The following is a 25,715-nucleotide window of genomic DNA, read 5'->3' on the forward strand; positions in this document are numbered from 1 at the left end:
TTAACTATACTCTTCGCTAGAGTAAAAGCTTTGCTGCGGTCGTGGCGGAATTGGTAGACGCACCAGATTTAGGTTCTGGCGCCGAGAGGTGTGAGAGTTCAAGTCTCTCCGACCGCACCATTATTTAATAATGAATCTATTAGATTTATTATGGCTACTTAGCTCAGTTGGTTAGAGCACATCACTCATAATGATGGGGTCGCAGGTTCAAATCCCGCAGTAGCCACCACTTATACAACGTCTTATTGAAGCACCAATATTCGATATGACTATAAAGATTTGCTGCGGTCGTGGCGGAATTGGTAGACGCACCAGATTTAGGTTCTGGCGCCGAGAGGTGTGAGAGTTCAAGTCTCTCCGACCGCACCATCATTAAATAGAACCCAGCTTTTTAGCTGGGTTTTGTTTTATCTGGAATATGCAAATCTGCTAGCCAAGTCACCAAGTATTCTCTTCTATAACCTCACTTTTAATACAATTTTATAAGACAATGTCAGCTCCATTTTCTAATTGAGTATGACTAGCCTATGAAAACCCTCCCTTTAACGATCGGTTGCTACACGGATACGCCAAGTAAAAGCCAAGGTGTTTATCAAACTCAGTTAGATCTAGAAACTGGAAAACTATTATCTCTAGAGCTGATCAGAAAATGCACTAACCCCTCTTTTGTTACTGCAACAAAGACAGGGATCTATACTGCATCTGAAGTTAATCAGCAAAAACAGCCCCAGCTCATTCATATACCTAATGTTGATTCGCAGATAACGTCCAATGCAAGTCCCATCTCAGGAAATCACCCCTGTCACATCGCGATAGATCCACACAATAAGTTTGCTATCACGTCGCAATACTCATCAGGCACATTCGATATCTTTAGCTTGAGTATCAATGGCAGCATCGATAAGCGACTCAAAACAATCAAGATGGTTGGTTCCGGGCCAAACAAAGAGCGACAAACCAGCCCACACGCCCATCAATGTCTGTTCCTACAAAACTCACCACAGTTTGTGACCGTCGATCTCGGCACCGATCGCATCAACTTCTATTGCTTTGATGAAGAACAAGAAGAGTTCCTTGATGAGCCAATGCAGTCTATTAAGGTGCCCGCCGGCAATGGACCTCGTCATTTAATCTTTAACAAAGCTGAAGACAGAGCCTATGTGGTCTGTGAACTCTCTGAAACGTTACTGATTTTGGAAAAGGTTTTAGGCATTTGGAATGTAGTGGAAGAGATTGATGCATTGCCTAATATGGAGAAGGGAGAAGCCGCAGCTGCGATTAAGCTATCCCCTGATGAGCAATTCCTTTATGTGTCATGTCGACACCAATCAAGAATCAGCAACTTCAAAATCGACTCTGAGACTCAAAAACTGAATTTCATTGAAAGCTACGACACTGAAGGTAAATTCCCAAGAGACTTCCATATAACTGACGATGGGAAATGGCTTATCGCCGCCAACCAACACTCCAACAACATCACCTCATTCAAGCGAGATAATGAGGACGGTTCTTTGGTTTATACAGGCTACTCGTTAGAGCTAGATGCGCCTGTTTGTGTGACGCAACAGCGATAGTAATCACCAGATACAAAAAAGGAGAGCATCAGCTCTCCTCTTCTTTTGTAACCAATTAAACTAGCGACTTAAAGACCCAAGGCGTATTTCAATACTTGAGTTTTAATCGGCCCAGAGTTCTCTGCTAGTTTTAGTGCGGCATTACGTACAAACTTAAGCGGACCAATGTCGTTGCTGAATGTCTTGTAGAAAAAATCCATGCCACTCTGCATCATAAGGTTGTCGCCTCTTCTTATCACTTCGTAGCGTCTTGCTACAGACTGATTCAATTCCCCCTTTTCTTTGGTGACATCCAACAATACTGATACATCTTTGAAGCCCAAGTTAACACCCTGCCCAGCCAAAGGGTTGATCGTATGCGCAGAGTCTCCGACTAAAATACAGTTATTCTTCGAGTATGATTGAGCATGACGCCGAGTAAGGGGGAACGAACCAGAGTTGAGGACTTTGATGTCTCCCAATTCCGTAGGGAAATTAACAAGTACTTCATTACGTAACTTTTCAGGGGTCATCGATGATAATTGCTTAATGCGAGATGGGGAGTCATACCAAACCAACGATCCCTGCCCGACTTCTTGACCGTCAGAGATTAAAGAACACAAAGGCAGAAATGAACGAGGGCCACTTGGTAGAAATTGTTGCCAAGTAATATCTTGCTGAGGTTGTTCTGTTTCGACATTGATAAGCATACAGTGTTGTCGATAATCCCAAGCCGTAATGCCAATTCCAGCATGTTGACGAACGACTGAGTTAGCACCATCAGCACCAACCACCCACTTCGCTGATAACTCAGTTCCTGATTGAAGCTTAACGATATTGGTTTCACCATACTCAATCTCATCCAACTTTTCTGGACATAACAGTTCGAGATTGTCATGGGCATCAAATTGAGACCATAAGCCTAACTGAATCAGTCTGTTCTCGACAATATAGCCTAGACGGGGCAGATCCAGTGATGCAGCATCAAAACGAGTACGACACTCTGGATGTTCCCAAGTTTCCAATCGCTTGTAAGAACAAACGCGCATCGCTGCAATACTTTGCCATGCACCAAGAGCTTCAAGTAAATCGACCGATGCTTGAGAAATCGCCGACACACGAATGTCCATCGCTTGCGACTCATCAAAAGCTTGTGGGGCAAAACCTTCAATCACAGCAACACTCAGCCCTTGTTTCGCAAAGCCGATCGCTGTTGCCGCACCAACCATGCCACCACCAACTACCACAATATCGTAACTGTTCATATTTTGTACTTATCAGTTTGATTCTTTGACTATTTTTGATTGTACTTTTTCATAACTAACTTGTAACCAAAAACCTTATTTGAAAAAAGGGTTATCCCTTATGGTATATGGCGTTAACGATAATAAAAACCAAGACAAAAGAGATTTGTTCAGACTACTAGTCAGTCGGTTTTGAAACCAGTACAATACGCCGCTTGCCGCTATAGACCGTCATAAGATTGAATACCGATTTATGACGAACCAGACTAGCGGATGAATAATGGGCGATTTGCTCCCTTAAATTAAACTAACGATCGAGCGAACATATAATGAGTAAGAAACTGCTAATTAAAACTTGGGGCTGTCAGATGAATGAATACGATTCATCAAAAATGGCCGACCTGCTTAACGCTGCAAATGGCTATGAGCTAACTGAAGTACCTGAGGAAGCAGACGTACTACTACTGAATACTTGTTCTATCCGCGAAAAAGCGCAAGAAAAAGTATTCCACCAGCTTGGTCGTTGGAAAACGCTTAAAGATAAAAAAGAAGGTGTAGTGATCGGTGTGGGTGGCTGTGTAGCCACTCAAGAAGGTGACCATATCCGTCAACGCGCTCCGTACGTAGACGTTATCTTTGGCCCACAAACATTACACCGCCTGCCAGAAATGATTAAGTCATCACTGTCTAACGAAAAGCCTGTAATGGACATCTCGTTCCCTGAGATCGAAAAATTTGATAACCTGCCAGAGCCAAAAGCAGACGGTGCAACTGCATTTGTTTCAATTATGGAAGGCTGTTCGAAGTACTGTACTTACTGTGTTGTGCCGTACACACGTGGTGAAGAAGTTAGCCGCCCAATGGATGATGTACTATTCGAAGTTGCTCAACTTGCAGAGCAAGGCGTACGTGAAGTTAACCTACTTGGTCAGAACGTAAACGCGTATCGAGGCCCAACACACGAAGGCGATATCTGTTCATTCGCAGAGCTTCTTCGTCTTGTTGCTTCAATTGATGGTATCGACCGTATTCGCTTCACGACAAGCCACCCACTTGAGTTTGGTGACGACATTATCGAAGTTTACAAAGATACACCTGAACTTGTGAGCTTCTTACACTTACCAGTACAAAGTGGTAGTGATCGTATTCTTACAATGATGAAGCGTCCACATACGGCTATCGAGTACAAGTCTATTATCCGTAAACTGCGTAAAGCTCGTCCTGATATTCAAATTAGTTCAGACTTTATTGTTGGTTTCCCAGGAGAGTCTAAACAAGACTTCCAAGATACGATGAAACTGATTAAAGAAGTTGATTTCGATATGAGCTTCAGCTTTATTTTCTCTCCGCGCCCAGGCACACCAGCAGCAGATTACCCATGTGATGTACCAACACAAGAGAAAAAAGATCGCCTGTGGGAACTGCAACAGACAGTAAACACACAAGCTATGCGCTTTTCCCGCCTAATGCTAGGCACAGAGCAGCGCATCCTTGTTGAAGGTCCATCAAGAAAGAACCTAATGGAACTGCGTGGCCGTACTGAAAACAGTCGTGTTGTGAACTTCGAAGGTTCTGCTGACCTAATCGGCCAGTTCGTAGATGTGAAGATCACCGAGGTGTACACCAACTCACTACGTGGTGAGTTAGTTCGCACAGAAAAAGATATGGGCTTACGCGTTGTAATGACTCCAGCAGAAATGATGGAAAAAACAAAACGCGAAGATGAGCTAGGTGTAGCCACGTTTACGCCATAGGTAATACAACTGTTTGAGCACAAAGCTCAAACACAAAGCTTGAAATTACCTAACTAAGTGACCATCTTAGAAATAGGGAATCACCATCAGAAGCCCGGTCTAAATCGGGCTTCTTGCTCTTTTTTTTTTATTTAAGAGAGAATGGTACAAAATGAGAGGCTAATTTGAGCAATAAAATCGTTACCTTAGAGATAAATCTAGAACCAGCAGATAACAAGCGCTTGGCAAGTTTATGCGGACCATTCGACGACAACATAAAGCACCTTGAGCGTCGTCTTGGCGTTGAGATTAACTACCGTAGCAACTTCTTCACTATCGTCGGTAAACCTCACACTACAGCCGCAGCTTTAGACATCATCAAGCACCTCTATGTTGAAACGGCTCCTGTTAAAGGCAACATAATTGATATCGAACCAGAGCAAGTGCATCTAGCGATCGCGGAGTCTGGTATTTTGGAGCAACACGTCGAGTCTGAGATTGACTACGGCAAAGAAGTGACCATTAAGACTAAAAAAGGCGTCATTAAACCTCGTACGCCGAACCAAGCACAATACCTAATGAATATGGTCACTCATGACATCACTTTTGGTATTGGACCTGCTGGTACGGGTAAAACGTACTTAGCTGTTGCGGCTGCGGTTGATGCACTTGAACGTCAAGAAGTTCGCCGAATCCTACTAACTCGCCCAGCCGTCGAAGCAGGTGAGAAGCTTGGTTTCCTTCCTGGAGATCTAAGCCAGAAAGTCGATCCATATTTGCGTCCACTTTACGATGCGCTGTTTGAGATGCTCGGCTTTGAACGAGTTGAGAAATTGATTGAACGTAACGTAATTGAAGTTGCACCACTGGCTTACATGCGTGGTCGTACATTGAATGATGCGTTCATCATTCTTGATGAGAGCCAAAACACTACGGTAGAACAGATGAAAATGTTCTTAACGCGTATCGGCTTTAACTCACGCGCTGTCATCACAGGTGATATCACTCAAATCGATTTACCTCGAGGGGCAAAATCAGGCCTACGCCATGCAACTGAAGTGCTTAGTGAAGTTGATGACATTAGCTTTAACTTCTTCATGTCTGAAGACGTCGTTCGTCATCCTGTCGTTGCTCGTATCGTTAATGCCTACGAGAAGTGGGAAGCCAAAGACCAAAAAGAGCGTAAAGAGTTTGAGGCCCGTAAACGTGAAGAACGAGAAGCCAAACTTCTTGAGGCTCAGCAAGCTGTTACGACACAATTAGCAACACAAAATAGTTCTGTCATTGCAGAGCAAGGTGATAAATAGATGTCTATTGAACTAGACCTACAATTAGCGGTCGAAAATGAGCAAGGTCTTCCAACCGAACAAGATATTCAGCTTTGGTTAAATAAGACTATTCCTCAGTTTCAAGAGAACGCCGAGTTGACGGTTCGTATCGTAGATACACAAGAAAGCCACCAGCTTAATCATGAATACCGTGGAAAAGATAAGCCAACTAACGTGCTGTCTTTTCCATTCGAGGCTCCTCCAGGGATAGAGTTAGATCTACTTGGCGACCTCATTATCTGTCGCCAAGTCGTCGAAAAAGAAGCAGAAGAGCAAAATAAGCCTCTGTTAGCACACTGGGCTCATATGGTTGTACATGGCAGTCTGCATCTGCTAGGTTATGATCATATCGAAGATGATGAAGCTGAAGAGATGGAGTCACTCGAGACAGAAATCATGCAAACTATGGGGTTTGAAGACCCGTATATTCTAGAAAAGTAAATTGATTCTAGTAAAGTAGGTTGCAGAGAAACAATAACTCATCGAACCTGTGGTTTTCGCAGGAATCTGAGTTGTAACGTGTGCTATCACACTTCTGATAGCGTTATTTTTTGAGAAATCATGAACGAAGGTAACCCCCCCACTTCTGAGGGAAGTAAAAAATCTGAAGGTCCGAGTAGAAAGTCCTTCTTTGAACGCCTAGGCCAACTATTTCAAGGTGAAGTAAAAGATCGCCAAGAGCTCGTAGATGTAATCCGCGACTCAGAAATTAATGACCTAATTGACCACGACACGCGCGACATGCTCGAAGGTGTTATGGAAATTTCAGAGATGCGAGTACGCGATATCATGCTACCTCGCTCTCAAATGGTTACAGTTGAACGCACCGATGATTTAGATACATTGATTGCGCTTATTACTGATGCTCAACACTCTCGCTACCCGGTGATCAGTGAAGATAAAGACCATGTAGAAGGCATTCTATTAGCGAAGGACCTACTTAAGTATTTGGGTTCAGAAAGCGCCCCATTTGACATCGAACAAGTGATCCGCCCTGTTGTAGTTGTACCTGAAAGCAAACGCGTTGATCGCCTGCTCAAGGAATTCCAAGAAGAGCGTTACCACATGTCTATCGTTGTGGATGAATTTGGCGGTGTATCTGGCCTAGTAACCATTGAAGATATCCTCGAAGAAATCGTTGGTGAAATTGAAGACGAGTTCGACGATGAAGAAGAGTTAGACATTCGTAAGCTGAGCAAGCATACCTTCTCTGTTAAAGCTTTAACCACTATTGAAGATTTCAACGATACATTTGGAACCACCTTTAGTGATGATGAAGTGGATACAGTTGGCGGTATGGTGATGACAGCACTCGGTCATCTACCGGTTCGTGGAGAAATTGTAGAAATTGGAAGCTACCATTTCAAAATAACGTCCGCAGATAATCGTCGTGTGATTCAGCTACAGGTAACTATACCTGATGAGCAACCTCTTCCGACTATCGAAGAATAACAACTTCTCTCTAAAGAGATGACAGAAATTAGATGACTAAGACCTTTATTCATCGCCTATTACGGCCGCTTGCGGCCGTTTTTGTTGGCGCTATAACCACCCTTTCATTCGCTCCATATTCCATATGGCCTCTTGCTATTATCAGCCCTGCTTTGTTGCTGCTATTGATCCACAACCGCTCTCCTAAAAGTGCGCTTTGGATTGGCTACGCATGGGGTTTAGGTCAGTTCACAACAGGTATTAGCTGGGTATACGTCAGCATTGATGGTTTTGGCGGCATGCCACTTGCGGCCAACCTGTTTTTGATGGCATTGCTTGTAGGCTATCTAGCCGTATATTCAGGCCTCTTTACCTGGAGTCTAAACAAATTCTTCCCTGCTAATAACCTAAGTCGCTTTTTCCTCGCGGCCCCAGCATTGTGGTTAATCTCTGACTGGTTACGCGGTTGGGTAATGACAGGATTCCCTTGGCTTTGGTTAGGCTACAGCCAAATCGACTCTCCACTAAGTTCATTCGCACCGATTGGTGGTGTCGAGCTTGTGACGCTAGCGATTATTGTGTCAGCTTCTGCACTCGCTTATACGATCATAAATAAAGCGTGGAGTGTCGGCATCATACCTGCAGTTGTCTTAAGTGCAGGTTTCGGTCTTCGAAATATCGATTGGGTGACACCGAACCCTGAAAAAACCACCTCAGTGGTATTGATTCAAGGTAACGTCGACCAAGACAGCAAATGGCTACCTAGCCATCGCTGGCCAACGATGATGAAGTACACCGATTTGAGTAGAGAAAACTGGGACGCTGATATCATCATCTGGCCTGAAGCCGCTATTCCAGCATTCGAAGTTGAGATTCCATCTTTCCTACGTAACTTAGATAGCGCAGCGAAAATGAACAACAGTGCAATTATCACAGGTGTGTTAAATCAATCTGAAGATAAGAAGTACTACAACAGTGTTCTTTCTCTGGGAGTCAATCCATACGGTGAGTACAGCTATGATCCAGACGAACGCTATCATAAACATCATCTTCTACCATTTGGTGAATTTGTGCCGTTTGAGGATATCCTACGCCCGTTAGCACCGTTCTTTAACTTGCCAATGTCATCATTTAGCCGTGGCGATTTCGTTCAGCCAAACATCGTGGCAAATGGTCGTCATCTAGCACCAGCGCTTTGTTATGAGATCATCTTCAATGATCAAGTGAGACAAAACGTAACGGATGAAACTGACTTTATTCTAACGCTCTCTAACGATGCGTGGTTCGGCCGTTCGATTGGACCATTACAACATATGGAAATCGCACAAATGCGTGCTCTGGAGCTTGGTAAGCCACTAATTCGCTCTACCAACAACGGTGTGACGGCTGTAACAGATTACAAAGGCAATATCATCAAGCAAATACCTCAGTTTGAAACTGCCATTTTAAAAGCAGAGCTTGTTTCAACCGACGGTCAAACCCCTTATAGAGTCGTGGGTACTTGGCCGCTGTATATCTGGGCAGTACTGAGTTTAATTGCAGGCTGGATTATGAGAAGACCAAAAACTGATACGTGATACGTGATACGTGATACGTGATACGTCGAAAATTTTAAGGTTGACGTGAGAGCGTCAACCTTTTGTTTTATGGTACTTAAACGATTTGGAAGAAAACGTTTAAGGTTTTAATGACTTGCGGCTAAACCCTTTCGAGCCGCATTTAATACAAGGAATAATCATTGTAGGGTGATTATATTCGGTTTGATGCCCACATTCATCACATACCAATGTGCCTAACCCTATCACTTCATCTGCTTGATATAATCCTTGATGCTCTAGATCTTGGAACAGCTCAACCCACTCCACCTTAGTACGATCAGTTATGTCCAGTAACCCTTGCCAAATAGAGTCAGTAATCATCAAATAGAATGGGCCATTTTTGCTCTCTTCATAGCTTTCTGAGAACTCTTTCAAGTCCGACTTCACATAAGCTGAGATCAGCGACAGCTCATCTTTGGTCATGTCGTTGGCCGCTTTTGCTAACTTACCTGATGTTTCAATTTTGTTGTTGAGTTCTTCAGGACTATGCTTCAGCGTTTCAATCACCTCTTCGACAACTTCTTCATAAAGTGCTTTTTTCTTCGGCATAAAAAACCTCCTCAAGATTACATACTTTTATCTTAGTTAACGTGTGCAAAGTTAAGCGACGAATCCTTAACAAACAAATGCAATTCGTACCTTTAAGCATAGCTGTCGTGAGTAATTAGGTGGAATTTACGTAATCAACCATGCAGCAACTGCAAGTATGACGGGTATAACTATTGTTGTACTCAGCTGCTTTAGGTATTCTATGACGATCTGTAAGATTCTGTTCTAACCGAACTCACAAATTCCAAGATAACCGGATACCATCGATGCAAGAACAATATAACCCGCAAGAGATTGAACAAAAGGTTCAACAACACTGGGATAACAGCGAAACTTTCGTTGTAAGTGAAGACCCAAACAAAGAAAAATTCTACTGTCTTTCTATGTTCCCATACCCAAGTGGTCGACTGCACATGGGCCACGTGCGTAACTACACCATCGGTGATGTGGTATCTCGTTTCCAACGTCTACAAGGTAAAAACGTAATGCAACCAATCGGTTGGGATGCATTCGGCCTGCCTGCAGAAAATGCAGCTGTAAAAAACAACACGGCGCCTGCACCATGGACTTACGAAAACATTGAGTACATGAAAAACCAACTAAAGCTTTTAGGCTTTGGTTACGACTGGAACCGTGAATTCGCAACGTGTACACCTGAGTACTACCGTTGGGAGCAAGAGTTCTTCACCAAGCTTTACGAAAAAGGCCTAGTTTACAAGAAGACCTCTTCTGTGAACTGGTGTCCAAACGACCAAACTGTACTTGCAAACGAGCAAGTGGAAGACGGTTGCTGCTGGCGTTGTGACACCCCAGTAGAACAAAAGAAGATTCCACAGTGGTTCATTAAAATCACTGAATACGCTCAAGAGCTACTAGACGATCTAGATAACCTTGAAGGTTGGCCTGAAATGGTTAAAACCATGCAGCGTAACTGGATCGGTCGCTCTGAAGGTGTTGAGCTATCTTTCGCTGTTAACGGCGAAGAAGCACCGCTAGAAGTTTACACAACACGTCCAGACACGCTAATGGGTGTTTCTTACGTTGGTATCGCTGCTGGTCACCCACTTGCAGAGAAAGCATCGAAGAACAACCCTGAACTTGCAGCATTCGTTGATGAATGTCGCAACACGAAAGTGGCTGAAGCCGAATTAGCAACAATGGAAAAGAAAGGTATGGATACTGGCCTAACAGCTATCCACCCTCTTAACGGTCGTGTTGTGCCAGTTTACGTAGCAAACTTCGTTCTTATGGATTACGGCACAGGTGCGGTAATGGCGGTTCCAGCTCACGATCAACGTGATTACGAATTCGCAACTAAGTACGGTATCGATATCATTCCGGTAATCAAACCTGAAGATGGTTCTGAACTGGATGTATCTGAAGCGGCTTACACAGAGAAAGGTGTACTGTTCGATTCTGGCGAATTCGATGGTCTTGCGTTCCAAGAAGCATTCGATGCAATAGCTGCGAAACTTGAAGCTGAAGGCAAAGGTAAGAAAACAGTAAACTTCCGTCTACGTGACTGGGGTGTTTCTCGTCAGCGTTACTGGGGCGCTCCAATCCCAATGGTAACGACAGAAGACGGTGAAGTTCACCCAGTACCAGCAGACCAATTGCCCGTTATTCTTCCTGAAGACGTGGTAATGGATGGCGTTACTAGCCCAATCAAAGCAGACAAGTCTTGGGCTGAAACAACATTCAATGGCGAACCTGCGCTGCGTGAAACTGATACGTTTGATACTTTCATGGAATCTTCATGGTACTACGCACGTTACTGTTCACCACAAGCTGACGACATTCTAGATCCAGAGAAAGCAAACTACTGGCTACCGGTTGACCAATACGTTGGTGGTATCGAGCATGCTTGTATGCACCTGCTTTACTCTCGTTTCTTCCACAAGCTTCTACGTGATGCTGGTTACGTGACATCTGATGAACCGTTCAAGCAACTTCTATGTCAAGGCATGGTTCTGGCTGACGCGTTCTATCACGAAAACGAAAAAGGCACCAAAGAGTGGATTGCTCCGACTGACGTAACGGTTGAACGTGACGGTAAAGGTCGCATCGAAAAAGCAGTCGACGCTCAAGGCCGCGAAGTTGAACACTCAGGCATGATCAAAATGTCTAAGTCTAAAAACAACGGTATAGACCCACAAGAGATGGTAGACAAGTACGGCGCTGATACTGTACGTCTATTCATGATGTTTGCATCACCTGCAGATATGACTCTTGAGTGGCAAGAGTCTGGCGTTGAAGGTGCAAACCGTTTCCTTAAACGTGTTTGGAAACTGGTTCATGCTCACTCTTCTAAAGGTGCTGCTGAATCTGTTGATGCTTCTGCGCTATCTGGCGACCAGAAAGCACTTCGTCGTGATATCCACAAGACTATCGCGAAAGTAACGGACGATATCGGCCGTCGCCAAACGTTCAACACAGCCATCGCTGCAATCATGGAACTGATGAATAAGCTAGCGAAAGCACCTCAAGAATCTGTACAAGATCGTGCAATCCTTGATGAAGCACTAAAAGCTGTCGTTCGCATGCTTTACCCAATGACGCCACACATCTCTTACGAAATGTGGATTGCACTGGGTGAATCAAACGTAGATTCAGCAACATGGCCAACCTTCGATGAGAAAGCGCTAGTTGAAGACGAGAAGACTATCGTTGTAATGATCAACGGTAAGCTGCGTGCGAAACTGACTGTTGCTGCTGACGCAACCGAAGAGCAAGTTCGTGAACTTGGTCTAAACGATGAGAACGCTAAAAAGTTCCTAGATGACCTAACGATCCGTAAGGTTATCTTCGTACCTGGTAAGCTTCTAAACATCGTTGCTAACTAATTTCGTTAGCACAATGCAATTGCTAAAGAATTAACGAACTTAATTCATCAAAAGCAGTCTGTAGACAGGGTAGCTAATTACCCTGTCTACTTATTTAAGCGCTTTACTTTCAGTGACTAACCCCACGCCAAAAAGCTAAAGCCTTTAAATAAGTATTCTACCTTCATGAGAGCCATCAAATAATGCGCCTGATTTCACTATCTTCATTGAAAGTTACTATTGTTATTCTAACCGTTAGCCTATTGAGTGCCTGTGGTTTCCACCTACGCGGTGATTACTCAGTGCCAGAAGAACTTAACAAGATCTCTGTGACCAGTTACGACCAATACAGCACGTTTACACGTATGATGAAAGGTCAGCTGCGTATGAACGATGTAGAAATTATCCCACCAGCTGGAAACACACCGAATTTGCATATTATTAGCGAAAGCGTGAGTGAGCGAACTCTATCTCTTTATCAAAATACTCGTGCGGCAGAGAAAGAGCTGACGTTCAGAGCTAGGTATCGCGTAACGATACCAGAGCTTGGTGATAAAACATTCTCGACTAGCGTAACCCGTAGCTATCTAGATAACCCGTTAACTGCACTTGCGAAGTCGGTTGAACGAGACATGATCGAAGATGAAATGCGTAAGTTGGCAACAAGCCAAATCCTTCGTCAGATGGCTCGATTAAAAGCCAACATAGCGGCAGATAACATGGACCTAGAAGCGTTAGAGCACGTTCAAGTAAAAGAACTTGAGAAGCAATACAACATCAAAAACATCGAAATTGAAGACGCAGAAACAGTACCGACTTCCGAAGAGCAGTCAACACTAAGCGAATCGGCTGAACAATAGGTTTATTTGATGCGTATTTTTGCCGATCGTTTACCTGAGCAACTTGCAAAGCAGCTAAGTAACGTTTATCTGATTTTTGGCAACGAGCCTTTGTTGCTACAAGAAAGTAGAGAATCGATTCAAAAGGCAGCTAAAGAGCAAGGCTTCGATGAACGCCATCGCTTTGCGATTGATAATAGCCTCGACTGGAATCAAGTCTACGACTGCACTCAAGCGCTAAGCCTATTCTCTAGCCGTCAGATCATCGAACTTGAGCTACCAGAATCAGGAGTCAATGCCGCGATAGCAAAAGAGCTTCTCGCGATCTCCGAGCATATCCACAGTGATATATTGTTGATCTTGGTGGGCACTAAACTCACTAAAGCTCAAGAGAATGCAAAATGGTTTAAGGCGCTCTCGAATCAAGGACATTGGGTCAGCTGCCTAACTCCGGATGTTGGCCGACTACCTCAGTTTGTTCAAGCGCGCTGTCGTAAAATCGGTTTACTGCCAGATCCTGAAGCTATTCAAATGCTGGCACAATGGCATGAGGGTAATCTATTTGCTCTAACACAAAGCTTAGAAAAATTGGCGCTTCAATATCCAGACGGAAAGCTTACGTTAGTACGCTTAGAAGAGTCTCTAAGCCGCCACAATCACTTTACTCCCTTCCATTGGAGTGATGCATTACTGGCAGGTAAAGGCAATCGAGCACAACGAATTCTGAGACAATTGGAAGCGGAAGGTGTCGAGCCAGTTATCTTGCTGCGTAGCATACAGCGTGAACTTGCTCTGCTATTGCAAATGCAGCAACAAATGAAACAGATGCCGATCAGCCAAGTCTTTGAAAAGCACCGTATCTGGCAATCTAAAAAGCCTCTTTATAACGCCGCGCTAACAAGAGTTTCAATTTCTCAATTACACTCTTTGTTTGCGCTGCTCACACAAGCAGAATTGATGACAAAAACTCAATATGAACAGTCGCCTTGGCCACTAATTCATCAGTTAAGTGTAGAGTTTTGTCTCCCTACAGCTTCAATACCATTTCACGCATAAAAGCGTGTTATATTCTAGGGTCAATAGATCCTAAACAAAGCTAATTTCAGATTAAAGGAACACCCTGTGTTACGTGAAGAACTAAAAGATTTTCTTGCAGACAAAGCCGACGACATGAAAGCAGAATCGATTGTTACCATCGATGTAGAAGGCAAATCAAGTGTTACTGATTACATGATCGTTTGCACTGGTACTTCTAAGCGCCATGTTGCCTCTATTGCACAACATGTTGCTGATGAAGTCCGTAAAGCAGGTATGCAGCCACTAGGTATGGATGGTCAGCAAGAAGGTGAATGGGTTGTTCTAGATATGGGCACCAGCATGCTTCACGTTATGCAAGAAGAACATCGTGAACTTTACCAACTAGAAAAACTTTGGGGCTAAGCGTTGAAGATCCAGTTAATCGCAGTTGGTACAAAAATGCCAAAGTGGGTTGAAGAAGGGTTTAAAGAATATAAACGCCGCTTCCCTCATGATATGCCATTAGAACTCATTGAGATCACTGCGGGGAAACGCGGTAAAAATGCTGATATTGCACGAATTCTTCAAAAAGAAGGCGAAGCAATGTTAGCAGCGGTTCCAAAAGGAAATCGCATTGTCACGCTCGATATCCCAGGTAAAAAATGGGATACACCACAACTGGCTGAGCAATTGGAAAGTTGGAAACTGGATGGACGTGACGTTTCTATCCTGATTGGCGGGCCTGAAGGATTAGCTCCTGCATGTAAAGCGGCAGCAGATCAAAGCTGGTCTCTGTCTGCGCTTACTCTCCCTCACCCATTAGTACGCGTTATCATGGCTGAAAGCTTGTATCGAGCTTGGAGCATCACTGCTAACCATCCTTATCATCGAGAATAAGCGTTAATGTTACGTAAACGTAGCCAAATCCGTGATTACAAAGCAGAAGCACGACTATTTACTAGCCGTGCTTTTGTTGCGTTTATGGGGATCATAGTGATGATGTCGATGTTGGTCGTTAACCTGTATAACATTCAGGTCAACCAATATCAGGACTATAAAACTCGCTCTAACGACAACCGCATCAAGGTCGTGCCAATTGCACCTAACCGTGGTCTAATTTACGACCGAAACGGTGTACTCCTGGCTGAAAACCGTCCTGTTTTCAACCTAGAGATCATACCTGAAAAAATTAAAGATATGGATGATACGATCATCCGTTTGCAAACATTAATCGAGATTCCGCCAGAACGAATCGAACGATTTAACCGTGAGCGTCGCAACTCACGACGTTTCAAATCAGTACCCATTCTAAATCAGCTTACCGAAGAACAGGTTGCGATCTTCTCTGTAAACCAACATAAATTCCCGGGAGTTGAAGTGACAGGAACGTTGAAGCGTTTCTATCCTTATGGTGATGTGCTGACTCACGTCATAGGCTATGTATCACGTATCAATGATCGCGATATGCAACGCTTAGTTCGAGAAGAGAAAGACGCTAATTACCAAGCTACACGCGATATCGGTAAGCTTGGTATAGAGCGCTATTATGAAGATATGTTACACGGCACGGCTGGTTATCAAGAAGTCGAAGTAAACAGTCGCGGGCGAGTGATCCGCACGCTCAAGTTTGTTCCTTCCGTTCCAGGCAAAGATATCGTGCTGAACTTAGATATCAAGCTGCAGTTATACGTACACAAACTACTCGATGGTCGACGTGGTTCGGCGGTCGTTCTCGATCCCAAAGACAATGGCGTACTAGCGATGGTCTCTAGCCCAAGCTATGATCCCAATGCATTTGTGCATGGTATTTCCTCTAAAGGTTATAACGCGCTATTGCAAAACAAAGATCGACCTTTGGTTAACCGTGCCACGTTGGGGATTTATCCGCCAGCGTCTACGATCAAACCGTTCATCGCGGTAGCTGCTTTACAAGAAGGCGTGATCACGCCAAATACAACACGTAATGACCCTGGTTATTGGAAAATACCAAACTCTAAGACAAAACCTTTCCGTGACTGGCTTCGCTGGGGTCACGGAGTCGTCGATATAGAGAAAGCAATTGAAGAGTCGGTAGATACCTTCTTTTACCAAATAGCCTTTGATCTAGGCATCGATCGCCTATCTAAATGGATGATGATGTTTGGCTTCGGTGATTACACTGGCATCGATATTCACGAAGAAAGTAAAGCCAATATGCCAACGCGTGAATGGAAAATGGCAAGACACCGTGTGCCTTGGTATCAAGGTGATACGATCCCTGTTGGTATTGGCCAAGGCTACTGGACAGCGACACCGATGCAAATCGCGAAGGCAACCTCAGTATTAGTTAATGAAGGGGAAGTAATCGCCCCTCACTTGTTGCGCTCAACAATTGATAATGGTCAGCCATTCGATGAACAAACAGTATCGGAAATCGAAACCTATCCACCGGTCACTGGGGTTAAACAAAAATATTGGGATATCGCACAAGAAGGCATGAGGTTGGTAAACCACGGACGCAAAGGAACGGCAAGGCGTTCGTTCCAGAATATGTCTTACCAAACCGCTGGTAAATCAGGTACCGCACAAGTCTTTGGCCTAAAAGAAGATGAAGAGTACAACGCTGACGAAATCGCAGAGCATTTACGCGATCACGCACTCTTTACTGGTTATGCGCCTTTTGAAGATCCGGAAGCGGTTGTGACTATCGTATTAGAAAACGCAGGTGGTGGTTCATCAAATGGCGGCCCTGTCGTCAGAAAAATATTGGACCACATAATCCTCGCTAAAGAAGATGAAAGTAAGGCAACGAAATAATGAAACTTGATCCTTCTACCGGACGAAATAGAGCCTTGTTTGAAAGGCTGCATATCGACCTACCACTATTACTCGGCATTCTTGTCTTAATGGGTTTTGCCTTATTGATCATGTATAGCGCCAGTGGACAAAGCCTCGCGATGATGGACCGCCAAGCGATGCGTATGGTGCTGTCTTTAGGTGTGATGATCTTCTTAGCGCAACTTTCACCCCGAACCTATGAAACCTTGGCACCGCTACTGTTTGCAGGCGGTGTCATCTTGTTGTTAGGCGTGTTGTTCTTTGGTGAAGCCTCTAAAGGTGCTCAGCGCTGGTTGAACTTTGGCTTTATCAGATTCCAGCCCTCAGAACTGCTGAAGCTTGCAGTACCTTTAATGCTGGCTCGATTTATCGGTAAGCGCTCACTTCCACCGACTTTCCAAACTTTGGCTATCTCGTTGGTAATGGTGTTTGTACCCACGATTCTTATCGCTAAGCAGCCCGACTTAGGCACTTCAATACTCATTGCAGCATCTGGTATCTTTGTGATATTCCTTGCTGGTATCAGCTGGAAAATTATAGCGAGTGCTGCGATTGCCCTGGGCGCATTTATTCCGATTTTGTGGTTCTTCTTGATGCGCGAATATCAAAAAGTACGTGTAAGAACCCTTTTTGATCCTGAATCAGATCCATTAGGTGCGGGTTACCACATTATCCAAAGTAAGATTGCGATAGGTTCTGGTGGGATATCAGGAAAAGGTTGGTTGCAAGGTACTCAGTCCCAACTGGAATTCATTCCAGAAAGACACACCGACTTCATCTTTGCTGTCATTGCAGAAGAGTGGGGCATGATCGGAATTTTGTTCTTACTTGCTATCTACCTATTCATTATTGGACGTGGCTTAGTACTTGCTAGCCAGGCTCAAACAGCATTCGGTAGAATGATGGGCGGCAGCATTGTACTGAGCTTCTTTGTCTATATATTTGTAAACATAGGCATGGTAAGTGGCATTCTTCCAGTGGTTGGGGTTCCTCTTCCTTTGGTTAGCTATGGTGGTACTTCAATGGTTACCCTAATGGCTGGTTTTGGTATTTTAATGTCAATCCATACACACAGAAAAGCATTTTCAAAGGCGACTTAATCGATGTCTATCAATACAACGTTAATCAAAAAAGCCCCCTTTGTTGATAGGCTGTCAATCAAAAAGATAGTCTCGATAGTAGGCTTAGCGATGGTAATCAACGGTTGTTCTTCTCAGAAACCAACAGGCCGCTATGACATTGATTCGGATATTGCGCCAGATACGCCAATATCAGTCGAGCACTTAGAAGATGCTCACCCTCAGTATGAACCTTACAGTTTAGGCGGTAATAATAACTACACTCTGCGTGGTGAAGATTACAAAATCGTCAGGAAAACAGAAGGGTTTACCGAGAAAGGAAAAGCCTCTTGGTACGGTAAGAAATTTCATGGTCATTTAACATCAAATGGTGAGATCTATGACATGTATTCGATGTCTGCTGCTCACAAAACCTTGCCAATTCCAAGCTATGTAAAAGTGACGAATACCGACAATAATAAAACGACGATTGTTCGTATCAATGACCGAGGTCCATTCCATGAAGGCCGAATTATTGACCTTAGTTATGCGGCGGCTTACAAGCTCGATGTTTTGAGAACGGGCACAGCTAATGTTGAGATTGAAGTCATCACTGTGGCTATGCCAACTGACGCAAATAAAAAGGCGGCTTTACCGCAATTTATTATTCAAGTGGCCACATCACCTCATAAAGATAGAACTGAGAAGTTAGCCAAAAATTTAGGCGAAAAGCTAGCAGTAGCAACGTTTTTGCAGCCAAATGATGACAACTACCGATTGATGCTTGGGCCATTTCATGACTATGCTCTGACTCAAGAGAAATTGGAACAAGTTAAGCTAATGGGTTACCCGTCAGCTTATATAAAGAAACACACGCTAACCCGCTAATTAATCTAACAGTTACTTCTGGTAATCAGCGCTCTGGTGTGACAGAGTGATTCTGTTAATATATGAATAGTTCACCAAATAATTGCATTCAAAATGATTAAATCTAATAAACTTGTTAAATCGATTTTTGCTACTTCTGTTGCTCTTTCTGCAACGATAGCTACATCGTCATTCGCCGCTCCTATTGTTGTTCCTGATGCACCTCAAATCGCCGCTAAGGGTTTTGTTCTGATGGATTACCATTCAGGCAAAGTACTAGCAGAGAAAGAGATGAACACTCAGCTTTCTCCAGCAAGTTTAACCAAGATGATGACGAGCTACGTGATCGGCCAAGAGCTGGATCGTGGCAACATCAATCTAACCGATGACGTTGTTATCAGTGAAAATGCTTGGGCTAAAAACTTCCCTGATTCTTCTAAGATGTTCGTGGAAGTGGGCACAACCGTGAAGGTTGAAGAGCTGAACCGTGGCATCATCATTCAATCAGGTAATGATGCTTGTGTTGCGATGGCTGAGCACATTGCAGGTTCTGAAGATGCATTTGTTGACCTAATGAACGCATGGGCAAGCTCTATCGGCATGAAAGACACGCACTTTGCTAATGTGCACGGTCTAGATAACCCGAATCTGTACTCTACCCCTTACGATATGGCTCTACTTGGTCAGGCACTCATTCGTGACGTTCCTGATGAGTACCGTATCTACTCAGAGAAAAAATTTACATACAACGGCATCACCCAATACAACCGTAATGGTCTGTTATGGGATAAAAGTATGAACGTTGATGGCATCAAAACGGGCCACACAAGTAACGCAGGTTACAGCCTAGTAAGCTCAGCGACAGAAGGCAAAATGCGCCTAGTTGCTGTTGTTATGGGCACTAAAAATGCTAACGCTCGTAAAACAGAAAGCAAAAAGCTACTAAGCTACGGCTTCCGTTTCTTCGAAACAGTGGCACCGCACACAGCTGGAGAAACCTTCGTAGAAGAAAAGATCTGGATGGGTAGCCAAGATACTGTGGCACTGGGTGTAGACGAAGATACATTCGTTACTCTACCTCGAGGCCAAGCTAAGAACCTGAAAGCAAGTTTCGTTCTTGAAAAAGAACTTGAAGCACCAATCAGCAAAGGCGATGTAGTTGGTAAACTATTCTACCAAGTCGACGGTGAAGACGTAGCTGAATACCCACTACTAGCACTTGAAGATGTCGACCAAGGCAGCCTATTCAGCCGTCTATGGGACTACCTAGTTCTTCTGTTCAAGGGTTTATTCTAAACAAGCTAAAGGTTTGTTCTAAGTAAAACCGAATTTGTTGTATAGCTAACCTAATGAGTAAGTTCATGATTTACTCATTAGTGAACTAAAAGCCGCTCTGTGCGGCTTTTGTTGATCTTGAGTTCGGTGATATTTACACGTAATATTCCGCCTTATTATTCGTGTCTGTTGACCGAAAACGTTTTTTATCGACATTTCGCCTATTTGCGAGATTCTAGCCTTTTGGAGCTAATCATGAACATCAATTCTGATGCAAAACTAAAAGATCTCTTAGAGTTCCCTTGTTCATTCACTTATAAAGTTATGGGCCACGCGAAGCCAGAACTGACTGAGCTAGTGCTAGAAGTGATTCAGCGTCATGCTCCTGGTGACTACAGCCCAACGCTAAAACCGAGTGCAAAAGGTAACTACCACTCTGTTTCTATCAACATTACAGCGACATCAATTGAGCAAGTAGAAACGCTATATAAAGAACTGGGCGAGATCGAAATCGTTCGTATGGTTCTGTAATCTTCGATTACACATGAAAACAGCGGCTTATTGCCGCTGTTTTTGTTTAAAGCGACCTATCAGCACCCAAAACATTCAACTTAATTTTCAATAAATACAAAGAAAGTTGAAAAACCTTGCAGTCCGTCTGTAGTTAGAATCATGTTTCGCGTTTATAATGCGTTCACTTTATTAATCCTTGAGGGAGTGCTGCTTTGCAAAATAAGCTAATCGTAAAAAAATTAGGCCGTCAGGATTACGAACCTGTGTGGAAAGCCATGCATAAGTTCACAGACGAACGCACGGAAGAAGACGTAGACCAAATTTGGTTGGTTGAACACAACCCTGTCTTCACTCAAGGACAAGCAGGTAAAGCTGAGCATGTATTAAATGCTGGTGATATCCCTGTGATACAAAGCGATCGCGGTGGCCAAGTGACTTATCATGGTCCAGGTCAGTTAGTCGCTTACTTTCTGATTAACATCCGCCGCAAGAAATTTGGAGTTCGCGATTTGGTGACTCATATCGAGAACCTCGTAATCAATACTCTGAAAGCTTACAATATAGATTCATCTGCCCGACCTGACGCTCCTGGTGTTTATGTCGATGGCAAGAAAATCTGTTCACTTGGATTGCGTATTCGACGTGGCTGTTCGTTCCATGGGCTAGCACTCAACGTCGATATGGACCTGTCTCCATTTCTTCGTATTAACCCGTGTGGTTACCAAGGGATGGAAATGGCGCAGGTAAGCCAACTCGGCGGGCCAAGTGAACTAGAAAACGTTGAGCAACAGTTAATACAAGAGCTCGTAGAGCTACTCGGCTATGACCAAGTAGACATTCAGGCCACCAGTAACATTACAGCAGAAGCATAAAATCATGAGCAAACCAATCCAAATGGAAAAAGGCGTTAAATATCGTGACGCTGACAAAATGGCATTAATTCCCGTAAAGAATATGCCTGCTGAACAGAAAGAAGTTTTACGTAAGCCAGAATGGATGAAGATTAAACTTCCTTCAGACAGCCATCGTATCCAAGAAATCAAATCAGCAATGCGTAAAAACAACCTGCACTCAGTTTGTGAAGAAGCGTCTTGCCCTAACCTAGCCGAGTGTTTTAACCACGGTACGGCAACGTTTATGATTCTTGGCGCTATCTGTACTCGTCGCTGCCCTTTCTGTGATGTTGCCCATGGTCGTCCTGTTGCTCCTGAAACAGAAGAGCCGAAGAAACTGGCTAAGACGATTAAAGATATGAAACTGAAGTATGTAGTAATCACCTCGGTTGACCGTGATGACCTGCGTGATGGTGGTGCTCAGCACTTTGCTGACTGTAACCGTGAAATTCGCGAACAGAATCCAAACATTCGCATTGAAACACTGGTTCCAGATTTCCGTGGTCGTATGGACGTTGCACTTGATCTAATGAAAGACAACCCGCCAGATGTTTTTAACCACAATCTAGAGACAGCGCCGCGCTTATACCGTAAAGCTCGTCCAGGCGCGAACTACAAGTGGTCTCTCGATCTGTTGAGAAAATTCAAAGAGCAGCACCCAGACATTCCAACGAAGTCAGGTGTGATGATGGGGCTTGGTGAGACGAAAGAAGAGATCGTTCAAGTGCTGAAAGACCTTCGTGAACATGGTGTAACGATGCTAACACTTGGCCAATATCTTGCGCCAAGCCGTCACCACTTACCCGTTGAACGTTACGTGCCACCTTCAGAGTTTGATGAGCTGAAAGAAATTGCTCTAGAACTAGGCTTCACTCACGCAGCTTGTGGCCCGTTTGTACGTTCTTCTTACCATGCAGACTTACAAGCACAAGGTATGGAAATTAAGTAGTCACGATTACTTAACTAAAAATACAAAGGCGCTGACTATTATGTTCAGCGCCTTTTTTCTATCTTGCAAATTCAGCTATACCTTCATATCGAAACAACAAAGCCACTCCCTATGAGTGGCTTTGTGCTTAACATTTCAAGTTCTGAGTGTTTAGGTTCAGATGAGCTCTGCGTTAACCAAATGAAGCCCAGATAACCGTCGCCACTAAGATTGGGCACACGAACTTCACATACATTGGCCAAACCTTACCAAACCAACCCAATTGGAAGTCAGGGCAACCTTGCTCAAGCTCTTTCACTTTTGAAGCTCGGCTCCATACCCAACCACCAAATAGGCAAAACATCAGTGCAGCAACCGGTTGAAGGTACTGAGTCGCTATCATCGCAACCATTCCAAACATCGCGGCAAAGTTGTAAACAATCACCACACTGAACAGTGCAATAACACCACCAATCACCCAACTCGTTGGTGTTCGTCTGGTATTGAAACGCTCACTCACTAGCGCTACAGGCCCTTCCAGCATCGAAATCGATGAAGTCAGCGCGGCAATCGTTAGCAACAAAAAGAAGACAATCGCGAAGATCTGACCAAGTACGCCTAAACTGTCAAACATCAAAGGCAGAACCGTGAATACTAGCGTATCAGAGCTTAATAATGAGCCATCTTCAGCGTAGATTTGAACACCTTTTTGCATCGCAACAAACATTGCTGGCATCACAACTAAACCCGCAATAAAAGCAACAGCTGTATCAACTAAAGTAACGTTCATTGCCATTTTTGGTAAATTCTCTTTCTTGCTTAAGTAAGAGCCATAAACCAACATTGAACAACCACCAATGGTGAGCGAGAAGAACCCCTGTCCCATTGCCGCCAGAATCAGTTTTCTATCCCACACTTTCTCGAAGTCTGGAACTAGATAATGTTTTAGACCTTCCATCGCGCCAGATTGCGTCATGATGTAAATAAACAATAAACCAAACAAAACAAACAGCGCTGGCATCAAACGAGTCGACCATTTCTCGATACCTTGCTTAACACCGCCCTGAACAATCAAAATAGTCAGCACATAGAATGCGACAGTGCCAAATACATTTCGCTCAACACTGAAGCCTTTAAACCAATCCGCAGCAGCCTCCAGACCAATCAGATCAGCGACAGCACCAATTAGGAAGCAGATCAACCAGCCACCAACAATACTATAAAATGCCAACACGGCGCTTGGCACACTCAACCCGACCCAACCGACAAACTCACCGACTTTCTTACCCAAAGGGCTAGTGGTCAACGAGCGCATACTATCGACAGGATTTGCTTGACCATGACGGCCAATCGCCATCTCAACCACCAGCATAGGGAAGGCAACTACGAAGATCATGATCAAATAGACAAGAAGAAAGGCACCACCACCGTTACTGGCAACTTGAGTTGGGAACCCCCAAATATTACCCAAACCAACAGCTGCCCCCGCCGCTGCCAAAATAAAACCTAAACGAGAGCTGAAATGCTCTCTTGAAGAGGAAGATTGTTGATCCATATTGCCTGCACAAAAATCAGTGAACTAGTTGAGGAGTACAGTAATAAAAAGCAATGATAGGCACAACTAATAAATGAACAATTCTCTAATTTTTACAATCAATACGCTATTTATAACCACATAGTTAACAAATAACTGGTCTTATCGTTTACTGGATAACGACAAAACGAGATGCGGGCTAAGAAAAATAGAGTATCTCGAGTTAGTTGCTCGTGCGGCTGAACCCATAGCTCCATAAACACCTACATCCATAAAGACACACATACAAAAAGAGCACCAACCGGTGCTCTTATTCTTCATCGTTAAATTCAGATTAAATAGTGAATACTTGATAGTCTTTTAGGTTAGGGATGATTTCATGCAATTCTTTCTCTTGTTCTGCCATCTCATCAAGAGAATCACAGAACTCAGTGCCTTCCTCTTCCATTTGTTGAGCATGCTCTTTCATCCGCTCTTCAACTTTAAGCTTTAATTCAGCCATACTATCAGCCAATTCGGTAAGGTTTAAACCACCGTCTTGCTTCATCTTTTCAGACATCGCATTAAAGGCACTTGAGATAAACTCTTGGTTAAAGATCTCCTTAGCCTTTTCGAAATCTTCAGACCAGCCATTGGCCATAGAATCGAAACTGTCAGCCGGCAGGACTAACTCGCCATCTTTATAGTAACGAGACTCTAATTCAGCAAAGTACGTTTTCATTGATTCTTTTACATTATCAAACGACTCTGGAGAATCTAGGCTGGCAGCGATGTCATCAATAACATCATTCGCCAAGGCTAAGCTGTCATTCGCCATTTGTTTTGCACGAGGCAAATACTCATTCATGCTGTCGCGGTATTTTTCAATCGCCGCTTGTTGAACGGCATCAAGTGCCACCTTTTCACCATGAATATAAAGATCGTTGTTGCCATCGAGAATCGCTGTATCACCGTTTACTTGATGGATTTCGACTTTTTGATCATCAATTCGTAATTCATTCTTCAAATCAACTCGACACTGGGCAGCAAAAGTTGGCAGGCTCACAAAAGAGATTACCGCTGTTAACGATGCGATTAATACATTGTTTTTCGTAAATACACGGTTTTTCGTAAATACATTACTTTTCATAACATCCTCTCATTAATCTGACTAATGACTATACCCTTGGTTTATGCTTCTTTGTCAGAGAAACGTTTATATTTATTGGTCTAATATTCAGTCAATCGATACCACTTCATAGAAAAATCGCTTATCAGCAACCATGAACTCAACCTCATCACCGATTTCTTTACCCATTAGAGCCTGACCAAAAGGTGCGTTCACCGTTACGATAGCAACCTCATGATCATTCCACGCGACAGAAAGTCCTCCGACTCTTGGCCCAATGAAAAAGTGTTTACATTCATCATTTTCGTCAATAACCACAACATAGCTGCTTACTGCAATCTTTTCACTGTCTCGTAAGACGAGATTTCGGTAGCACTGGATATCATCTTCACACTCCTGCACTCGCATCGCTTGACCATGGGCAAGATATGAAGCTTCTAGTGCCAATGTATCGTACTTATGCTCAGGTACTGTCTCTTCATCTGTCGCAGCGTCAATGGCGCGTTGAGTCGCAGATTGTGCGATACGTAATCGGGATTCAAGTTGCTCTATGATTATTTGTAGAAGCTCAGACTTATTCATACTTTTGAAGTGCTTTTCTATAGGAG

The 25,715-nt window shown here is 43.7% G+C and carries 23 protein-coding genes and 3 tRNA genes; 21 read left to right on the forward strand and 5 right to left on the reverse strand.

The genetic code is table 11. The features are described 5' to 3' along the window. Window positions 1-35 precede the first annotated feature (35 nt). The 4 genes from L8S15_RS09615 to L8S15_RS09630 all read left to right on the forward strand — a co-directional run bounded on the left by L8S15_RS09615 (window position 36) and on the right by L8S15_RS09630 (window position 1,574). Window positions 36-120: transfer RNA gene (locus tag L8S15_RS09615), tRNA-Leu, on the forward strand. A 32-nt stretch (window positions 121-152) separates the two neighbouring features. Continuing rightward, window positions 153-229 (forward strand) — tRNA-Met (locus L8S15_RS09620). A gap of 55 nt (window positions 230-284) precedes the next feature. Continuing rightward, window positions 285-369 (forward strand) — tRNA-Leu (locus L8S15_RS09625). Between the two features lie 158 nt (window positions 370-527). Next, on the forward strand, window positions 528-1,574 hold the full coding sequence (locus L8S15_RS09630; protein WP_016787610.1) for a lactonase family protein: 1,047 nt from the start codon (window positions 528-530) through the stop codon (window positions 1,572-1,574). A gap of 68 nt (window positions 1,575-1,642) precedes the next feature. Here L8S15_RS09630 and L8S15_RS09635 read toward each other — a convergent pair whose 3' ends face one another. Further along, a complete protein-coding gene (locus L8S15_RS09635; protein ID WP_010439139.1) occupies window positions 1,643-2,818 on the reverse strand; it encodes a 2-octaprenyl-3-methyl-6-methoxy-1,4-benzoquinol hydroxylase in 1,176 nt (391 codons plus the stop codon). A gap of 308 nt (window positions 2,819-3,126) precedes the next feature. Between L8S15_RS09635 and miaB the strand changes: the two genes are divergently transcribed. The 5 genes from miaB to lnt all read left to right on the forward strand — a co-directional run bounded on the left by miaB (window position 3,127) and on the right by lnt (window position 8,866). Further along, complete coding sequence (gene miaB, locus L8S15_RS09640; RefSeq protein WP_010439137.1) at window positions 3,127-4,551, forward strand: tRNA (N6-isopentenyl adenosine(37)-C2)-methylthiotransferase MiaB; 1,425 nt, start codon at window positions 3,127-3,129, stop codon at window positions 4,549-4,551. A gap of 164 nt (window positions 4,552-4,715) precedes the next feature. Next, the gene (locus tag L8S15_RS09645; RefSeq protein ID WP_010439135.1) at window positions 4,716-5,837 is read left to right on the forward strand and encodes a PhoH family protein; all 1,122 of its coding nucleotides are present in this window, start codon (window positions 4,716-4,718) and stop codon (window positions 5,835-5,837) included. Next, a complete protein-coding gene (gene ybeY, locus L8S15_RS09650) occupies window positions 5,838-6,299 on the forward strand; it encodes an rRNA maturation RNase YbeY (RefSeq protein WP_016768321.1) in 462 nt (153 codons plus the stop codon). 120 nt (window positions 6,300-6,419) lie between these two features. Beyond that, the gene (gene corC, locus L8S15_RS09655; protein ID WP_010439130.1) at window positions 6,420-7,310 is read left to right on the forward strand and encodes a CNNM family magnesium/cobalt transport protein CorC; all 891 of its coding nucleotides are present in this window, start codon (window positions 6,420-6,422) and stop codon (window positions 7,308-7,310) included. A gap of 32 nt (window positions 7,311-7,342) precedes the next feature. Beyond that, entirely contained in the window at window positions 7,343-8,866 is a 1,524-nt protein-coding gene (lnt, locus tag L8S15_RS09660; protein WP_016768322.1) for an apolipoprotein N-acyltransferase, read from the forward strand. Window positions 8,867-8,965: 99 nt separating this feature from the next. On the opposite strand, the gene L8S15_RS09665 is transcribed toward lnt, so the two are convergent. Further along, entirely contained in the window at window positions 8,966-9,436 is a 471-nt protein-coding gene (locus L8S15_RS09665) for a zinc ribbon-containing protein (protein ID WP_016768323.1), read from the reverse strand. A 266-nt stretch (window positions 9,437-9,702) separates the two neighbouring features. Between L8S15_RS09665 and leuS the strand changes: the two genes are divergently transcribed. From leuS to lipA, 12 genes are all read left to right on the forward strand, one after another. Then, window positions 9,703-12,279 (forward strand): leucine--tRNA ligase, encoded by a 2,577-nt coding sequence (leuS, locus tag L8S15_RS09670; protein WP_010439121.1) that lies wholly within the window; start codon window positions 9,703-9,705, stop codon window positions 12,277-12,279. A gap of 182 nt (window positions 12,280-12,461) precedes the next feature. Then, window positions 12,462-13,118 carry an LPS assembly lipoprotein LptE gene (gene lptE / locus L8S15_RS09675; RefSeq protein WP_010439119.1) on the forward strand — a complete coding sequence of 219 codons (657 nt, stop codon included), beginning with the start codon at window positions 12,462-12,464 and terminating at the stop codon, window positions 13,116-13,118. A gap of 9 nt (window positions 13,119-13,127) precedes the next feature. Then, window positions 13,128-14,153 carry a DNA polymerase III subunit delta gene (holA, locus tag L8S15_RS09680; RefSeq protein WP_016768326.1) on the forward strand — a complete coding sequence of 342 codons (1,026 nt, stop codon included), beginning with the start codon at window positions 13,128-13,130 and terminating at the stop codon, window positions 14,151-14,153. Between the two features lie 66 nt (window positions 14,154-14,219). After that, the gene (rsfS, locus tag L8S15_RS09685; protein WP_004735247.1) at window positions 14,220-14,537 is read left to right on the forward strand and encodes a ribosome silencing factor; all 318 of its coding nucleotides are present in this window, start codon (window positions 14,220-14,222) and stop codon (window positions 14,535-14,537) included. A 3-nt stretch (window positions 14,538-14,540) separates the two neighbouring features. Next, window positions 14,541-15,011, forward strand: a complete 471-nt coding sequence (gene rlmH, locus L8S15_RS09690) for a 23S rRNA (pseudouridine(1915)-N(3))-methyltransferase RlmH (protein ID WP_004735246.1) — start codon at window positions 14,541-14,543, stop codon at window positions 15,009-15,011. Between the two features lie 6 nt (window positions 15,012-15,017). Beyond that, on the forward strand, window positions 15,018-16,910 hold the full coding sequence (mrdA, locus tag L8S15_RS09695; RefSeq protein WP_016785975.1) for a penicillin-binding protein 2: 1,893 nt from the start codon (window positions 15,018-15,020) through the stop codon (window positions 16,908-16,910). Continuing rightward, entirely contained in the window at window positions 16,910-18,031 is a 1,122-nt protein-coding gene (rodA, locus tag L8S15_RS09700; RefSeq protein ID WP_010439095.1) for a rod shape-determining protein RodA, read from the forward strand. The genes mrdA and rodA overlap by 1 nt, the downstream gene beginning before the upstream one ends. Before the next feature lie 3 nt (window positions 18,032-18,034). Next, window positions 18,035-18,877: a septal ring lytic transglycosylase RlpA family protein gene (locus tag L8S15_RS09705; protein ID WP_016785976.1), complete on the forward strand. Its 843-nt coding sequence runs from the start codon at window positions 18,035-18,037 to the stop codon at window positions 18,875-18,877. A 93-nt stretch (window positions 18,878-18,970) separates the two neighbouring features. Further along, on the forward strand, window positions 18,971-20,152 hold the full coding sequence (locus L8S15_RS09710; protein WP_010439089.1) for a serine hydrolase: 1,182 nt from the start codon (window positions 18,971-18,973) through the stop codon (window positions 20,150-20,152). Window positions 20,153-20,383: 231 nt separating this feature from the next. Further along, a complete protein-coding gene (gene ybeD, locus L8S15_RS09715) occupies window positions 20,384-20,662 on the forward strand; it encodes a DUF493 family protein YbeD (RefSeq protein ID WP_026084358.1) in 279 nt (92 codons plus the stop codon). A gap of 194 nt (window positions 20,663-20,856) precedes the next feature. Beyond that, the gene (gene lipB / locus L8S15_RS09720; protein ID WP_010439081.1) at window positions 20,857-21,516 is read left to right on the forward strand and encodes a lipoyl(octanoyl) transferase LipB; all 660 of its coding nucleotides are present in this window, start codon (window positions 20,857-20,859) and stop codon (window positions 21,514-21,516) included. A gap of 4 nt (window positions 21,517-21,520) precedes the next feature. Further along, window positions 21,521-22,486: a lipoyl synthase gene (gene lipA / locus L8S15_RS09725; protein ID WP_010439078.1), complete on the forward strand. Its 966-nt coding sequence runs from the start codon at window positions 21,521-21,523 to the stop codon at window positions 22,484-22,486. A 172-nt stretch (window positions 22,487-22,658) separates the two neighbouring features. Here the strand turns inward: lipA and L8S15_RS09730 are convergent, their stop codons facing one another. The 3 genes from L8S15_RS09730 to L8S15_RS09740 all read right to left on the reverse strand — a co-directional run bounded on the left by L8S15_RS09730 (window position 22,659) and on the right by L8S15_RS09740 (window position 25,689). Further along, the gene (locus tag L8S15_RS09730) at window positions 22,659-24,020 is read right to left on the reverse strand and encodes a sodium-dependent transporter (protein ID WP_016768331.1); all 1,362 of its coding nucleotides are present in this window, start codon (window positions 24,018-24,020) and stop codon (window positions 22,659-22,661) included. Window positions 24,021-24,333: 313 nt separating this feature from the next. Next, window positions 24,334-25,128, reverse strand: coding sequence for a YggN family protein (locus tag L8S15_RS09735; RefSeq protein ID WP_010439072.1), 795 nt, complete (start codon window positions 25,126-25,128; stop codon window positions 24,334-24,336). 87 nt (window positions 25,129-25,215) lie between these two features. Then, window positions 25,216-25,689 carry a GreA/GreB family elongation factor gene (locus L8S15_RS09740; protein ID WP_010439069.1) on the reverse strand — a complete coding sequence of 158 codons (474 nt, stop codon included), beginning with the start codon at window positions 25,687-25,689 and terminating at the stop codon, window positions 25,216-25,218. Between the last annotated feature and the right edge of the window lie 26 nt (window positions 25,690-25,715).

This window comes from Vibrio sp. S/42/10 (assembly GCF_029890535.1).
GTDB classification, from domain to species: Bacteria; Pseudomonadota; Gammaproteobacteria; order Enterobacterales; family Vibrionaceae; genus Vibrio; species Vibrio cyclitrophicus.

What these genes read in the sequence shown, in the direction of transcription:
- rodA (WP_010439095.1), top strand. Translation starts at nt 16,910, where the DNA reads ATGAAACTTGATCCTTCTACCGGACGAAATAGAGCCTTGTTTGAAAGG.
- lptE (WP_010439119.1), top strand. Translation starts at nt 12,462, where the DNA reads ATGCGCCTGATTTCACTATCTTCATTGAAAGTTACTATTGTTATTCTA.
- L8S15_RS09710 (WP_010439089.1), top strand. Translation starts at nt 18,971, where the DNA reads ATGATTAAATCTAATAAACTTGTTAAATCGATTTTTGCTACTTCTGTT.
- L8S15_RS09740 (WP_010439069.1), bottom strand. Translation starts at nt 25,689, where the DNA reads ATGAATAAGTCTGAGCTTCTACAAATAATCATAGAGCAACTTGAATCC.
- L8S15_RS09705 (WP_016785976.1), top strand. Translation starts at nt 18,035, where the DNA reads ATGTCTATCAATACAACGTTAATCAAAAAAGCCCCCTTTGTTGATAGG.
- L8S15_RS09630 (WP_016787610.1), top strand. Translation starts at nt 528, where the DNA reads ATGAAAACCCTCCCTTTAACGATCGGTTGCTACACGGATACGCCAAGT.
- lipA (WP_010439078.1), top strand. Translation starts at nt 21,521, where the DNA reads ATGAGCAAACCAATCCAAATGGAAAAAGGCGTTAAATATCGTGACGCT.
- L8S15_RS09730 (WP_016768331.1), bottom strand. Translation starts at nt 24,020, where the DNA reads ATGGATCAACAATCTTCCTCTTCAAGAGAGCATTTCAGCTCTCGTTTA.
- L8S15_RS09735 (WP_010439072.1), bottom strand. Translation starts at nt 25,128, where the DNA reads ATGAAAAGTAATGTATTTACGAAAAACCGTGTATTTACGAAAAACAAT.
- holA (WP_016768326.1), top strand. Translation starts at nt 13,128, where the DNA reads ATGCGTATTTTTGCCGATCGTTTACCTGAGCAACTTGCAAAGCAGCTA.
- L8S15_RS09665 (WP_016768323.1), bottom strand. Translation starts at nt 9,436, where the DNA reads ATGCCGAAGAAAAAAGCACTTTATGAAGAAGTTGTCGAAGAGGTGATT.
- corC (WP_010439130.1), top strand. Translation starts at nt 6,420, where the DNA reads ATGAACGAAGGTAACCCCCCCACTTCTGAGGGAAGTAAAAAATCTGAA.
- lnt (WP_016768322.1), top strand. Translation starts at nt 7,343, where the DNA reads ATGACTAAGACCTTTATTCATCGCCTATTACGGCCGCTTGCGGCCGTT.
- ybeY (WP_016768321.1), top strand. Translation starts at nt 5,838, where the DNA reads ATGTCTATTGAACTAGACCTACAATTAGCGGTCGAAAATGAGCAAGGT.
- leuS (WP_010439121.1), top strand. Translation starts at nt 9,703, where the DNA reads ATGCAAGAACAATATAACCCGCAAGAGATTGAACAAAAGGTTCAACAA.
- miaB (WP_010439137.1), top strand. Translation starts at nt 3,127, where the DNA reads ATGAGTAAGAAACTGCTAATTAAAACTTGGGGCTGTCAGATGAATGAA.
- mrdA (WP_016785975.1), top strand. Translation starts at nt 15,018, where the DNA reads ATGTTACGTAAACGTAGCCAAATCCGTGATTACAAAGCAGAAGCACGA.
- L8S15_RS09635 (WP_010439139.1), bottom strand. Translation starts at nt 2,818, where the DNA reads ATGAACAGTTACGATATTGTGGTAGTTGGTGGTGGCATGGTTGGTGCG.